This window comes from Hypericibacter terrae (assembly GCF_008728855.1).
GTDB classification, from domain to species: Bacteria; Pseudomonadota; Alphaproteobacteria; order Dongiales; family Dongiaceae; genus Hypericibacter; species Hypericibacter terrae.
In genome coordinates this window covers 2,631,257-2,643,524 of the sequence record NZ_CP042906.1, presented here as the reverse complement: position 1 = coordinate 2,643,524, position 12,268 = coordinate 2,631,257, and the positions used below count along the sequence as shown (strand labels likewise).

The 12,268-nt window shown below is 64.4% G+C and carries 12 protein-coding genes; all 12 read right to left on the bottom strand.

What is annotated here, in order from left to right; genetic code table 11:
• Window positions 1-5 precede the first annotated feature (5 nt).
• Complete coding sequence (locus tag FRZ44_RS12045) at window positions 6-1,562, bottom strand: NADH-quinone oxidoreductase subunit M (protein WP_151177417.1); 1,557 nt, start codon at window positions 1,560-1,562, stop codon at window positions 6-8.
• 3 nt (window positions 1,563-1,565) lie between these two features.
• Window positions 1,566-3,512 carry an NADH-quinone oxidoreductase subunit L gene (nuoL, locus tag FRZ44_RS12040; protein ID WP_151177416.1) on the bottom strand — a complete coding sequence of 649 codons (1,947 nt, stop codon included), beginning with the start codon at window positions 3,510-3,512 and terminating at the stop codon, window positions 1,566-1,568.
• Window positions 3,513-3,518: 6 nt separating this feature from the next.
• Window positions 3,519-3,827 (bottom strand): NADH-quinone oxidoreductase subunit NuoK, encoded by a 309-nt coding sequence (nuoK, locus tag FRZ44_RS12035; protein ID WP_151177415.1) that lies wholly within the window; start codon window positions 3,825-3,827, stop codon window positions 3,519-3,521.
• Window positions 3,828-3,830: 3 nt separating this feature from the next.
• Window positions 3,831-4,436, bottom strand: coding sequence for an NADH-quinone oxidoreductase subunit J (locus FRZ44_RS12030; RefSeq protein ID WP_151177414.1), 606 nt, complete (start codon window positions 4,434-4,436; stop codon window positions 3,831-3,833).
• Window positions 4,437-4,599: 163 nt separating this feature from the next.
• Window positions 4,600-5,088, bottom strand: a complete 489-nt coding sequence (gene nuoI / locus FRZ44_RS12025; RefSeq protein ID WP_151177413.1) for an NADH-quinone oxidoreductase subunit NuoI — start codon at window positions 5,086-5,088, stop codon at window positions 4,600-4,602.
• 67 nt (window positions 5,089-5,155) lie between these two features.
• Entirely contained in the window at window positions 5,156-6,184 is a 1,029-nt protein-coding gene (gene nuoH, locus FRZ44_RS12020; protein WP_151177412.1) for an NADH-quinone oxidoreductase subunit NuoH, read from the bottom strand.
• A complete protein-coding gene (gene nuoG, locus FRZ44_RS12015; RefSeq protein ID WP_151177411.1) occupies window positions 6,177-8,240 on the bottom strand; it encodes an NADH-quinone oxidoreductase subunit NuoG in 2,064 nt (687 codons plus the stop codon). Before nuoG ends, nuoH begins: the two co-directional genes overlap by 8 nt.
• A gap of 2 nt (window positions 8,241-8,242) precedes the next feature.
• Window positions 8,243-8,521, bottom strand: coding sequence for a pentapeptide repeat-containing protein (locus tag FRZ44_RS12010; protein WP_151177410.1), 279 nt, complete (start codon window positions 8,519-8,521; stop codon window positions 8,243-8,245).
• An 8-nt stretch (window positions 8,522-8,529) separates the two neighbouring features.
• Window positions 8,530-9,819, bottom strand: a complete 1,290-nt coding sequence (nuoF, locus tag FRZ44_RS12005; protein ID WP_151177409.1) for an NADH-quinone oxidoreductase subunit NuoF — start codon at window positions 9,817-9,819, stop codon at window positions 8,530-8,532.
• A gap of 4 nt (window positions 9,820-9,823) precedes the next feature.
• Window positions 9,824-10,444 (bottom strand): NADH-quinone oxidoreductase subunit NuoE, encoded by a 621-nt coding sequence (nuoE, locus tag FRZ44_RS12000; RefSeq protein WP_151177408.1) that lies wholly within the window; start codon window positions 10,442-10,444, stop codon window positions 9,824-9,826.
• On the bottom strand, window positions 10,441-11,619 hold the full coding sequence (locus FRZ44_RS11995; protein ID WP_151177407.1) for an NADH-quinone oxidoreductase subunit D: 1,179 nt from the start codon (window positions 11,617-11,619) through the stop codon (window positions 10,441-10,443). Before FRZ44_RS11995 ends, nuoE begins: the two co-directional genes overlap by 4 nt.
• Window positions 11,616-12,245 carry an NADH-quinone oxidoreductase subunit C gene (locus FRZ44_RS11990; RefSeq protein ID WP_151177406.1) on the bottom strand — a complete coding sequence of 210 codons (630 nt, stop codon included), beginning with the start codon at window positions 12,243-12,245 and terminating at the stop codon, window positions 11,616-11,618. The genes FRZ44_RS11995 and FRZ44_RS11990 overlap by 4 nt, the downstream gene beginning before the upstream one ends.
• Window positions 12,246-12,268: the final 23 nt, after the last annotated feature.

The window sequence follows — 12,268 nt, the reverse complement described above, 5'->3', positions numbered from 1 at the left end:
TCCCCTTAGTCCAAGGCCATGGTCAAGGTCTTCCAGGAACTCTGGATCATGTCCGCCATGCCTGGCGCCGGCGGGCTGGATAACGCCGCCTGATGCTGGGCCAGCAGTTTCTCGACCGTGGGCGACATGAACTCCAGGAAGGAGACGGGGTAGATGCCCATCCAGAGCACCAGCACCGCCAGCGGCGCGAAGACGGCGACCTCGCGCCAGCTCAGATCCAGGATCGACTGCAGATCGGGTTTTTCGAGCTTGCCGAAGATGATGCGCCGATAGAGCCACAGCATGTAGGCGGCGCCCAGGATCATGCCGGTCGCGATCAGGAAGGCGACCCAGCTGCTGGCCTGGAAGGCGCCGACCATGACCAGGAACTCGCCGATGAATCCGCTGGTGCCGGGCAGCCCGACCGAGGCCAGCATGAAGAGCATAAATGCCGCGGCATAGCGGGGCATGCGATGGACCAGGCCGCCATAGCGCGCGATCTCGCGGCTGTGCATGCGGTCATAGACCACGCCGACGCACAAGAAGAGCGCGCTCGACACGATGCCGTGGCTGAGCATCTGGAACAGCGCGCCTTCGATGCCCTGCTGGGTCAGGGTGAAGATGCCGACCGTGACGAAACCCATATGAGCCACGGAGGAATAGGCAATCAGCTTCTTCATGTCCTCCTGGGCCAGCGCCACCAGCGAGGCATAGATCACCGCAATGAACGAAAGGGTATAGATCAGCGGCGTGAAAAAGGCCGATCCGTCGGGCAGCATGGGGACCGAAAAACGGATGAAGCCATAGGCGCCCATCTTCAACAGGACGCCCGCCAGAATGACCGAGCCCGCCGTCGGCGCTTCGACATGGGCATCGGGCAGCCAGGTATGGACCGGCCACATCGGCACCTTGACCGCGAAGGAAGCGAAGAAGGCCAGCCACAACCAGGTCTGCAGGGACGGCGCGAACTGGTGAACCAGGGCGGTCGGGATATCGGTCGTGTGCAGCTCGAAATAGATGGCGAGGATCGCCAGCAGCATCAGCACCGAACCCAGAAGCGTATAGAGGAAGAACTTGAAGGAAGCATAGACGCGCCGCGGCCCGCCCCAGATCCCGATGATCAGGAACATCGGGATCAGGACGCCTTCGAAGAACATGTAGAAGACCACGAAATCGAGGGCGCAGAACATGCCCACCATCAGCGTCTCGAGCGCAAGGAACGCGATCATGTATTCCTTGACGCGAACCGTGATGGCTTCCCAGCTCGACAGGATGCAGATCGGCGTCAGCAGGGTCGACAGCAGCACGAACAGGACCGAGATGCCGTCCACGCCCATGTGATAGGCGATCCCGAACTGCGGGATCCAGTCGGCCTTCTCGACGAACTGGAAGTCGGCGCTGCCGCGGTCGAATCCGAACCAGAGCTCGAGCGACAGCAGGAAGGTCACGACCGAGGTCAGGAGCGCCACATTGCGGGCATTGCGCGCGACGACCTCGGGCTCGCCGCGGATCAGAAAAATGAAGAAGGCCCCTACCAGCGGCAGGAACGTGACGAGCGAGAGGATGGGGAGACCGCTGAACATGATCTAGCGCGCCTGCACGAAGAGATACCAGGTGATGAACAGGACCACGCCGATCAGCATGACGAACGCGTAGTGATAGACGTAACCGGACTGGAGCCGTCCGGCCCGCCGGGCCAGATTCCGGGTCACGGCCGAGACGCCGTCGGGCCCCAGCCCGTCGATCAACGCGCCATCGCCCTGTTTCCAGAGGCCATAGGCGAGATAATGCGCCGGACGAACGAACAGGAAGTCGTAGAGCTCGTCGAAATACCACTTGTTGTAGAGGAAGCGGTAGATCGCGCCGAAATTCCGCACCATCGTCGCCGGCAGCTCCGGCCGCAAGCTGTAGAACAGATAGGCGAGCGCGATGCCGACGAGGCCCATCGCCAGAGGCGCCAACTCGACCCAGAGCGGCGATTCATGGGCCGCCTCGATCGTGTCGTGGCCTTCGAGAACCTTCAGGGAGCCGCCCCAGAACGCGGCCATGTGGTGGCCGACGAAGTAATCATAGAAGACGATGCCGCCGAAGGTGGCGCCGATCGCCAGCACGAACAGCGGTACCAGCATCACCCAGGGCGATTCATGGACATGCTCCATGGTGTGATGGTCCGCATGCGGCTTGCCATGGAAGGTCATGAGCAGCAGGCGCCATGAATAGAAGGCGGTCATCAGCGCCGCGGCGATGCCGAGCCAGAAGGCATATTGCCCCACCCCGCTGTGGGCCGCCCAGGCCGACTCCACCATGATGTCCTTGGAGTAGAAGCCGGCGAAGCCGAACACGCCCGGGATACCGATGCCGGCGAGCGCCAGGCTGCCGATCCACATCAGGGCATAGGTGATCGGGATCAGCTTCCAGATCCCGCCCATCTTGCGCATGTCCTGCTCGTGATGCATGGCGTGGATCACGGAGCCGGAGCCGAGGAACAGCAGCGCCTTGAAGAAGGCGTGGGTGAAGAGGTGGAACATCGCCGCGCCGTAGGCCGAGACGCCGGCGGCGAAGAACATGTAGCCGAGCTGGCTGCAGGTCGAATAGGCGATGACGCGCTTGATGTCGTTCTGGCAGAGCCCGATGGTCGCGGCGAAGATCGCGGTCGAGGCGCCGACGATGGTGACGACGGCCAGCGCATGAGGCGCCAGCTCGAACATCGGCGAGAGACGGCAGACCATGAAGACGCCGGCCGTCACCATGGTGGCGGCATGGATCAGGGCCGAGACCGGGGTCGGGCCTTCCATCGCGTCCGGCAGCCAGGTATGGAGCCCGAGTTGCGCCGACTTGCCCATGGCGCCCACGAACAGCAGCAGGCAGAGGGTGGTCATGGTGTCCACCTTCATGCCGAGGAAGTCGATCGAGGTGCCGACCATCGACGGCGCGGCGCCGAAGACGGTGGCGAAGTCGACCGACCGGAACACCAGGAACACGCCCATGATGCCGAGCGCGAAACCGAAATCGCCGACCCGGTTGACGATGAAGGCCTTGATCGCCGCGGCATTGGCCGCGGGCCGGTCGTACCAGAAGCCGATCAGCAGGTAGGAGCAGAGCCCCACCCCTTCCCAGCCGAAGAACAGCTGCATGAAGTCGCTGGCCGTCACCAGCATCAGCATGAAGAAAGTGAAGAGGCTGAGATAGGCCATGAAGCGCGGAATCGAGCTGTCTTCGGCCATGTAGCCGACCGAATAGACATGGACCATCGAGGAGACACCGGTCACCACCACCAGCATGACGGCGGTGAGCGTGTCGACATGGATCGTCCAGGACGTGGTGAACTCGCCCGACTTGAACCAGGTGAAGAGCTCGGTGGTGCGCACATTGCCGTCGAACGCCACGTCGACAAACACGAAGCCCGCCAGGACGGCTGAGATCAGCAGCGCGCCGCAGGTCACGAATTGCGAGGCGCGATCCCCGATCAGCCGGCCGAAACAGCCGGCGATGACCGCGGCCAGAAGCGGCAGGAAGACGATAGCGACATCCATGGCCGCTCAACCCTTCATCATGTTGATGTCTTCGACGGCGATCGATCCCCGGTTGCGGAAATAGACCACCAGGATCGCCAGGCCGATCGCCGCCTCGGCCGCCGCGACCGTCAACACGAACATGGCGAAGACCTGGCCGACCATGTCGTTGAGGAAGACCGAGAACGAAACCAGGTTGATATTGACGGCCAGCAGCATCAGCTCGATCGACATCAGGATGATGATCACGTTCTTCCGGTTGAGGAAAATGCCGAAGAAGCCCAGCGCGAACAGGATCGCGGCGACGGCAAGATAATGACTGAGACCGATCTGCATGGCTTAGACGCCGCTCCCCGTCGGCACGTCCTTGACTTCAAGCGTTTCCGAGGCCCGGCGCGACACCTGGCGCGAGATCGACTGCCGGCGCACGTCGCGACGGCGGAGCGTCAGCACGATGGCGCCGACCATGGCGACCAGCAGGATCAGGCCCGCCGTCTGGAACAGGTAGAAATAGTCGGTATAGAGCACCTGCCCCAGGGCATGGGTGTTGGTCACGCCCGAGGGCGTGGGTGAAACCGACGCCTGCGGTGCCCCCGGTGCGATCACCCAGGCGCCGACCACGATCAGCAGCTCAGCCACCAGGATCAGCCCGATGAAGCCGCCGATCGGGAGATAGGTCGCGAAACCGCTGCGGAGCTCGGCGAAATTGATATCGAGCATCATGACGACGAACAGGAACAGCACGGCGACGGCGCCGACATAGACCACGATCAGGATCATGGCCAGGAACTCGGCGCCCATCAGGATGAAGAGGCCGGCCGAGTTGAAGAAGGCCAGGATCAGGAACAACACCGAATGGACCGGGTTGCGCGACGCGATCACCATCACGCCGGAAGCCAGCGTGATGGCCGCGAAGAGATAGAAGGCGAGCGATTGGACGATCATGGGCGGGTCCTGGTCTGGGCGGCCGGGCGGCGGGCAGCGGCGCAGCCCCCTCCCTCACCCTTCCCCTTGCAGGGGGAGGAAATAAAACTGCTCCTCTTATCCCCTCCCCCCTCGAAGGGGAGGGCCACGGAGGGGGAAAACTCGGTCTTGGACATCTTCCCTCTCACCGATAAGGCGCATCGGCGATGATGTTGGCCGCGAGCTGCGACTCCCACCGATCGCCGTTCTCGAGCAGCTTCTGCTTGTTGTAGAGCAGCTCCTCATGGGTCTCCGTCGCGAACTCGTAGTTCGGGCCCTCGACGATGGCATCGACCGGGCAGGCCTCCTGGCAGAGGCCGCAGTAGATGCATTTGGTCATGTCGATGTCGTAGCGCGTGGTGCGCCGGCTGCCGTCGTCCCGGGGCTCGCCCTCGATGGTGATGGCCTGGGCCGGGCAGATCGCCTCACAGAGCTTGCAGGCGATGCAGCGCTCTTCGCCGTTCGGATAGCGGCGCAGCGCATGCTCGCCCCGGAAGCGCGGGCTGAGCGGACCCTTCTCATAGGGATAATTGATCGTGACCCGCGGGCGGAACATGTAGCGGAAAGTCAGTCCAAGGCCCGAGAGCAGCTCGGACAGCAGCAGGGACTTGGCGCTGCGTTGCAGGACGGACATGAGACAATCCTCTCTCTAACTCTCGAGAACCCGGGACCCGAGGGCGGAACGCCCCTCTCCCGGCTCCTCAACCGTGATGGGGCAGCCAGCCGAACGTCACCAGGACGCCGGCCGTCAGCACCACCCAGAACAGCGTGAACGGCAGAAAGACCTTCCAGCCCAGCCGCATCAGCTGGTCGTAGCGGTAGCGCGGGAAGGTGGCGCGGACCCAGAGGAAGCCGAACAGGACCAGCGAGATCTTCAGGAAGAACCAGATCCAGCCCGGAATCCAGGTGAAGGGCGCGATCCCCACCGGCGGCAGCCAGCCGCCGAGGAAGAGCACCGTGGTCGAGGCGCTCATCAGGATCATGTTGGCATATTCGCCGAGGAAGAAGAGCGCGAAGGTCATCGACGAATATTCGGAGAAATATCCCGCCACCAGTTCGGATTCCGATTCCGGCAGATCGAAGGGGGCGCGGTTGGTTTCCGCCAGGGCCGAGATGAAAAAGATCACGAACATCGGGAACAGCGGGATGCAAAACCACACCGTTCGCTGCGCGTCGACGATGGCCGAGAGATTGAGCGAGCCCACGCAGAGCAGCACCGTCACGATCACGAAGCCGATCGAGACCTCGTAGGAGACCATCTGCGCCGCCGATCGCAGCGCGCCCAGGAAGGGGTATTTCGAGTTGCTGGCCCAACCCGCCATGACGATGCCATAGACGCCGAGCGAGGAGATCGCGAAAAGATAGAGGATGCCGACATTGATGTTGGCGAGCACCATGCCTTCATCGAACGGAATCACCGCCCAGGCGACCAGCGCCAGGATGAAGGTCAGCATCGGCGCCGCGATGAACACCACGCGGTTGGCGCCGGTCGGGATGATGGTTTCCTTGAACAGCAGCTTCAGCCCGTCGGCGATTGGCTGCCCCAGGCCGAAGGGGCCGACCACATTGGGGCCGCGGCGCAGCTGCATCGCCGCCATCACCTTGCGCTCCGCATAGGTCAGATAGGCGACCGCTCCCAACAAGGGCACCACGATGAAGAGGATCAGCAGCACCAGGGCGACAAAGGTGCCGAGATAAAGCCCGAGATAATTGATGAAGAAATCAGTCATGGGTGCCCGTCTTGCCTTCCGATCCGTTCAGGAAGGCCGCGCTGCAGGCCGCCATGGTGGCCGAGGCGCGGCTGATCGGGTCGGTCATATAGAAATTGTCGATGGGCAGACGGAACGGCGCGTTGTCAACGCTGCCGGCCTTGCCGAATGGGCCCCAGGCCGCCGTCGGCTTCCCGTCGAGCGCCGCGAGGTCCGGGAACTGCTTGAAGAGCTGCTGGCGCAGCTGGTCGAGGCTGTCGAAGGGCAGCTTGCGGCCGAGCCGGTCGGAGAGCGCCCGGAGGATGGTCCAATCCTCGCACGCATCGCCCGGCGCGAAGGTGGCGAGCCGTGCCTGCTGCACCCGCCCCTCCGTGTTGACGTAGGTCGCGTTCTTCTCGGGATAAGCCGCGCCCGGCAGGATGACGTCGGCGCGGTGGGCGCCGGCATCGCCGTGATGGCCCTGATAGATCACGAAGGCCTTGCCTAGGCGGTTCATGTCGATCTCGTCGGCGCCCAGGAGATAGACCACGTCGATGGCGCCGCTCGCGGCGCCTTCCATGATCTCCTTCACGTCGCGCCCGCCCGAGCCCGGCACGAAGCCGATATCGAGCGCCCCCACCCGCGCTGCCGCGGTGTGGAGCATGTTGAAGCCGTTCCAGTCCTCGCGGACCATGCTGGCGTTCTCGGCCAGCTGGCGCGCGAGCGCCAGGATCGCGGGGCCGTCGGCGCGCGTCAGCGCCCCCTGCCCCAGGATCAGCATCGGCTTCTTGGCGGCCTTGAGGCGTTCCGCGAAGGGATGGCGTCCCTCGACGATGGCGGCCAGCGTGTCGGGGCCGGCGCCGAGCGTCTCGACCGGATAGGTCAGGTTGGTGGCGGGCCCGATCGAGGCGATCTTGAAATTGCCCATGACATGGCGCTTGCGCAGCCGGGCATTGATGAGCGGCGCTTCCCAGCGCGGGTTGGTGCCGATCAGCAGGCAGAGGTCCGACTGCTCGATCCCGGCGATGCCGGAATTGAAGAGATAGCCGGCGCGGGTCGAGGGATCGATGGCGGCGCCGTCCTGCCGGCAATCGATGTTGGCCGAGCCCAGCGCCCCCATCAGGCCTTTCAGCGCATACATGGATTCAAGGTCGGACAGATCCCCGGCGATCGCGGCAATGCGCGCGCCGGGTACGCCGTCCAGGCGCTTGGCGATGGCGTCGAAGGCTTCGGTCCAGCTCACGGGCACCAGCTTGCCGCCCTGGCGCAGATAGGGCCGGTCGAGCCGCTGGCGCTTCAGCCCGTCGCAGGCGAAGCGGGTCTTGTCCGCGATCCATTCCTCGTTGACCGCCTCGTTGAGGCGCGGCAGCACGCGCATGACCTCGCGGCCGCGGCTGTCGATCCGGATGGCGCTGCCGACGGCGTCGAGCACATCGATGGATTCGGTCTTCACCAACTCCCAGGGCCGGGCGCTGAAGGCATAGGGCTTGGAGAGCAGCGCGCCTACCGGGCAGATGTCGATCAGATTGCCGGAGAGCTCGGAATTGATCGCTTCGCCGACATAGGTAATGACTTCCATATGTTCGCCGCGGCCGGCCGCGCCCATCATCTGGACGCCGGCGATCTCGGTCGAGAAGCGGATGCAGCGCGTGCATTGGATGCAGCGGGTCATCGCAGTCTTGATCAGCGGCCCGAAATCCTTGTCGGTCACGCCGCGCTTGGGCTCGCGGTAGCGGCTGCGGTCATAGCCGAAGGCCATGGCCTGGTCCTGCAGGTCGCACTCGCCGCCCTGGTCGCAGATCGGGCAATCGAGCGGATGGTTGATCAGCAGGAACTCCATCACCCCGTTGCGCGCCTTCTGCACCAGCGGCGTGTCGGTCTTGATCACCATGCCTTCGGCCACCGGCATCGCGCAGGAGGCGATCGGCTTGGGCGACTTCTCCATCTCGACCAGGCACATGCGGCAATTGCCGGCGACCGACAGGCGCTCGTGATAGCAGAAGCGCGGGATCTCGGCCCCGGCAATCTCGCAGGCCTGAAGCACGGTCAGGCCCGCCGGGACCTCGATCAGTTGGCCGTCGATGGTCAGTTTCGGCATGGCTATTTCTGTCCCTTGGCGGACGCGCGGTAGGCTTCGAGCATGGCTTCGACCGGAACGCCATCGATCTGCATCCCGGCCAGCTTGCAGTTGCGGATATGGGCCGAGGACAAGTCCGCGTCCTCGATGTGCGCCCGCTGCATGTTGACGTCGGCGAAGCGGCTGCCCGTCAGATTCACGTCATTGAAGGTCGTGCCGGCGAGGCTGGCGTCCCGGTAGCTCGAGCCCGACAGGTCCGCATCGACGACTTGCATGATTTCGCGCTGGTGCTCGATCTTCATTGCGGGGGTTACTCCGCCGCCTTGGCGGTGCGGCCGCGATAATCCTTGATCCGCTGTTCCATGACCGGGCGGAAATGGCGGATCAGCCCCTGGATCGGCCAGGCTGCGGCATCGCCCAGCGCGCAGATGGTGTGGCCCTCGATCTGCTTGGTCACGTCCTCGAGCATGCCGATCTCGTCGAGCGTCGCATCGCCTTTCACCATCCGGCCCATGATGCGCCACATCCAGCCGGTGCCTTCGCGGCAGGGCGTGCATTGGCCGCAGCTCTCATGCATGTAGAAATGCGAGAGCCGCTCGATCGCGGCGATCAGGTCGGTCGACTTGTCCATGACGATCACGGCCGCCGTGCCGAGGCCCGACTTGACCTCGCGCAGGCTGTCGAAATCCATCAGCACCGTGTCGCAGATCGAGCGCGGCAGCAGCGGCACCGACGCCCCGCCGGGAATGACGGCCAGCAGGTTGTCCCAGCCGCCGCGCACGCCGCCGGCATGCTTCTCGATGAGCTCCTTGAGCGGGATGCCCATCTCCTCTTCGACGTTGCACTGCTTGTTCACATGGCCGGAGATGCAGAAGATCTTGGTGCCGGTGTTCTTCGGCCGGCCGATCTTGAGCCACCAGTCGGCGCCGCGGCGCAGGATGGTCGGCGCCACCGCGATGGTTTCGACATTGTTGACCGTGGTCGGGCAGCCATAGAGCCCGACCGCCGCCGGGAAGGGCGGCTTCAGGCGCGGCTGGCCCTTCTTGCCCTCGAGGCTCTCGAGCTGCGCGGTCTCCTCGCCGCAGATATAGGCGCCGGCGCCGCGATGCAGATAGATGTCGTGGTCATAGCCGGTGCCGCAGGCGTTCTTGCCGATGAGGCCCGCCGCATAGGCCTCATCGATCGCGGCCTGCAGGTGGAGCCCCTCGAGATAGAACTCGCCGCGGATATAGATGTAGGTCGCGACCGTGCCCATGGCGAAGCCGGCCACGAGGCAGCCTTCCAGCAGCATATGCGGGTCGTAGCGCAGGATCTCGCGATCCTTGCAGGTGCCGGGCTCGGACTCGTCGGCATTGACGACGAGATAGGCCGGACGCCCGTCCGACTGCTTCGGCATGAAGGACCATTTGAGGCCGGTGGGGAACCCGGCCCCGCCCCGGCCGCGCAGGTCGGACTTCTTGACCTCGTCGATGATGCCGTCGCGGCCGCGCTCGATCAGCGCCTTGGTGTTGTCCCAGAGGCCGCGGCGACGGGCGCCCGCGAGGCGCCAGTCGTCGGTGCCGTAGAGATTGCGGAAGATGCGGTCTTCATCGCGCAGCATCGCCCTACTCCCCCGCCTTCGGCGCCGCGTTCAACAAGGTCGTCGGCCCGCCCTCGGGCGCCGATCCCTGCCGCCCGGTCTGCGAGCCAACCTTGGGCGTCTCGCCCCGGGCCAGCTTGTCGAGCAGCGCTTCCATCGACTTGGCGTCGAGGTCCTCGTAGAAATCGTCGTTGATCTGGATCATGGGCGCGTTCACGCAGGCGCCGAGGCATTCGACCTCGACCAGCGAGAACTTGCCGTCGGGCGTCACTTCCTTGAGGCCGATGCCGAGCTTCTTCTCGCACACCTCGCGCAGGGCATCCGAGCCGCGCAGCCAGCAGGGCGTGGTGCGGCAGAGCTGGATGTGGTGCTTCCCGACCGGCTTGAGGTTGTACATCGTGTAGAAGGTGGCGACCTCATAGACGCGGATCGGCGCCATATCGAGGGTGGCCGCCACATGCTCCATCGCCGCGCGCGGCAGCCAGCCGCCGCTCTGCCGCTGGGCCAGCCACAGCAGGCCCATGACCGCGCTCTGCTGCCGCCCCTTGGGGTAGCGCGCGATCAACTTCTCGGCCTCGGCCTTGTTCTCGGGCGTGAAGACGAAGCTCTGCGGCTCCGCAGGCCCCGGTGATTGAGACGCACTCATCGATCGATCTCGCCGAACACGATATCCATGGAACCCAGGATCGCCACCGAATCCGCGAGCATGTAGCCGCGGCTGCAATAGTCGATCGCCGCCAGATGGGTGAAGCCGGGGGCGCGGATCTTGCAGCGATAGGGCTTGTTGCTCCCGTCTGAAACCAGATACACGCCGAACTCGCCCTTGGGCGCCTCGACGGCGGTGTAGGTCTCGCCGGGCGGCACGTGGAAGCCTTCGGTATAGAGCTTGAAATGATGGATCAGCGCTTCCATCGAGCGCTTCATGTCGGCGCGCTTGGGCGGCGTGATCTTGCGGTCGTCGCTGGTGGCGGGACCGCCCGGCATCTCCTCGCAGCACTGCTTCACGATTCGCAGCGACTGGCGCATCTCTTCCATGCGCACCAGATAGCGGTCATAGCAGTCGCCGGTCTTGCCGATCGGCACGTCGAACTTCATCCGGTCATAGACCATGTAGGGCTGCGACTTGCGCAGGTCCCAGGGCACGCCCGAACCGCGCAGCATCGGACCGGTGAAGCCCCAGTCGAGCGCCTCGGCCGCGCTGACGATGCCGATATCGACCAGCCGCTGCTTGAAGATGCGGTTCTCGGTCAGCAGGCTCTCGATGTCGGCGAGGATCTTCGGGAAGCCCTCGGCCCATTTCATGATGTCGTCGAGCAGGCCTGCCGGCAGATCCTGATGCACCCCGCCCGGCCGGTAATAGGCCGCATGGAGGCGCGCGCCGGAAACGCGCTCATAGAACTCCATGAGCAGCTCGCGCTGCTCGAAGCACCAGAGGAAGGGCGTGACCGCGCCCACGTCCATGGCATAGGCCGGGACGTTCAGCAGATGGTTCAGGATGCGCGTGATCTCGTCGAACAGGACGCGGATATACTGCCCGCGCAGCGGCACTTCGAGATTGAGGAGCTTCTCGACCGCGAGCACGAAGGCGTGCTCCTGGCACATCGGCGAGACGTAATCGAGGCGGTCGAAATAGGGAATCGCCTGCACATAGGTCTTGTACTCGATCAGCTTCTCGGTGCCGCGATGCAGCAGGCCAATATGCGGATCGAGCCGCTCGATCACCTCGCCGTCCATCTCCATGACCAGGCGCAACACGCCGTGGGCCGCGGGATGCTGCGGCCCGAAATTCATGGTCAGCGGCTTGATCTGGTTTTCGCTCATGACGGCTTGTTCGCCTTCTCGTCGCCCGGCAGTCGGGTCAGGATGCCCTCCCAGGGACTCTCGAAGTCGAAAACCCGGAAATCCTGCACCAGCTTGACCTTGTCATAGACGACCCGCTTCTGCTCTTCGTCGTAGCGGACCTCGACATAGCCGGTGAGCGGGAAGTCCTTGCGGAACGGATGGCCCTCGAAACCGTAGTCGGTGAGGATGCGGCGCAGATCGGGGTGGTCGGAGAAGAAAATCCCGTAGAGATCCCAGGCCTCGCGCTCGAACCAGTTGGCCGAGTTGAACAGGCTCACGACCGAGGGCACGGGCTCGTCGGCCGTGGTGCTCAGCTTCACGCGGATGCGGTTGTTGTGCTTGAGGCTCAGCAGATTATAGACGACCTCGAAGCGCTCCTCGCGCTCCGGATAATCGACGCCGCAGATGTCGATGAGCTGCTTGAACAGGCAGTGGCTGTCGTCGCGCAGAAAGGTCAGCAGCTTCACGATCGAGGGCCGCGCCACCCAGACGATTAGCTCGCGGTTCTTGATCTCCCAGCGCGTGACCTCGGCCGGCAGCGCGGCGGCGACATACTCGCCAAGGTCTTTCAGCGTGCCGGTCGCGATCTGAGGGGATTGCGTCATCGCCGGTTTGATCTCGGGTGTTG

Coding starts and splice junctions, on each gene's coding strand:
- nuoI (WP_151177413.1), bottom strand. CDS start 5,088: ATGTCCGTCCTGCAACGCAGCGCCAAGTCCCTGCTGCTGTCCGAGCTG.
- FRZ44_RS11995 (WP_151177407.1), bottom strand. CDS start 11,619: ATGAGCGAAAACCAGATCAAGCCGCTGACCATGAATTTCGGGCCGCAG.
- nuoL (WP_151177416.1), bottom strand. CDS start 3,512: ATGGATGTCGCTATCGTCTTCCTGCCGCTTCTGGCCGCGGTCATCGCC.
- nuoF (WP_151177409.1), bottom strand. CDS start 9,819: ATGCTGCGCGATGAAGACCGCATCTTCCGCAATCTCTACGGCACCGAC.
- FRZ44_RS12010 (WP_151177410.1), bottom strand. CDS start 8,521: ATGAAGATCGAGCACCAGCGCGAAATCATGCAAGTCGTCGATGCGGAC.
- FRZ44_RS12045 (WP_151177417.1), bottom strand. CDS start 1,562: ATGTTCAGCGGTCTCCCCATCCTCTCGCTCGTCACGTTCCTGCCGCTG.
- nuoE (WP_151177408.1), bottom strand. CDS start 10,444: ATGAGTGCGTCTCAATCACCGGGGCCTGCGGAGCCGCAGAGCTTCGTC.
- FRZ44_RS11990 (WP_151177406.1), bottom strand. CDS start 12,245: ATGACGCAATCCCCTCAGATCGCGACCGGCACGCTGAAAGACCTTGGC.
- nuoK (WP_151177415.1), bottom strand. CDS start 3,827: ATGCAGATCGGTCTCAGTCATTATCTTGCCGTCGCCGCGATCCTGTTC.
- nuoH (WP_151177412.1), bottom strand. CDS start 6,184: ATGACTGATTTCTTCATCAATTATCTCGGGCTTTATCTCGGCACCTTT.
- FRZ44_RS12030 (WP_151177414.1), bottom strand. CDS start 4,436: ATGATCGTCCAATCGCTCGCCTTCTATCTCTTCGCGGCCATCACGCTG.
- nuoG (WP_151177411.1), bottom strand. CDS start 8,240: ATGCCGAAACTGACCATCGACGGCCAACTGATCGAGGTCCCGGCGGGC.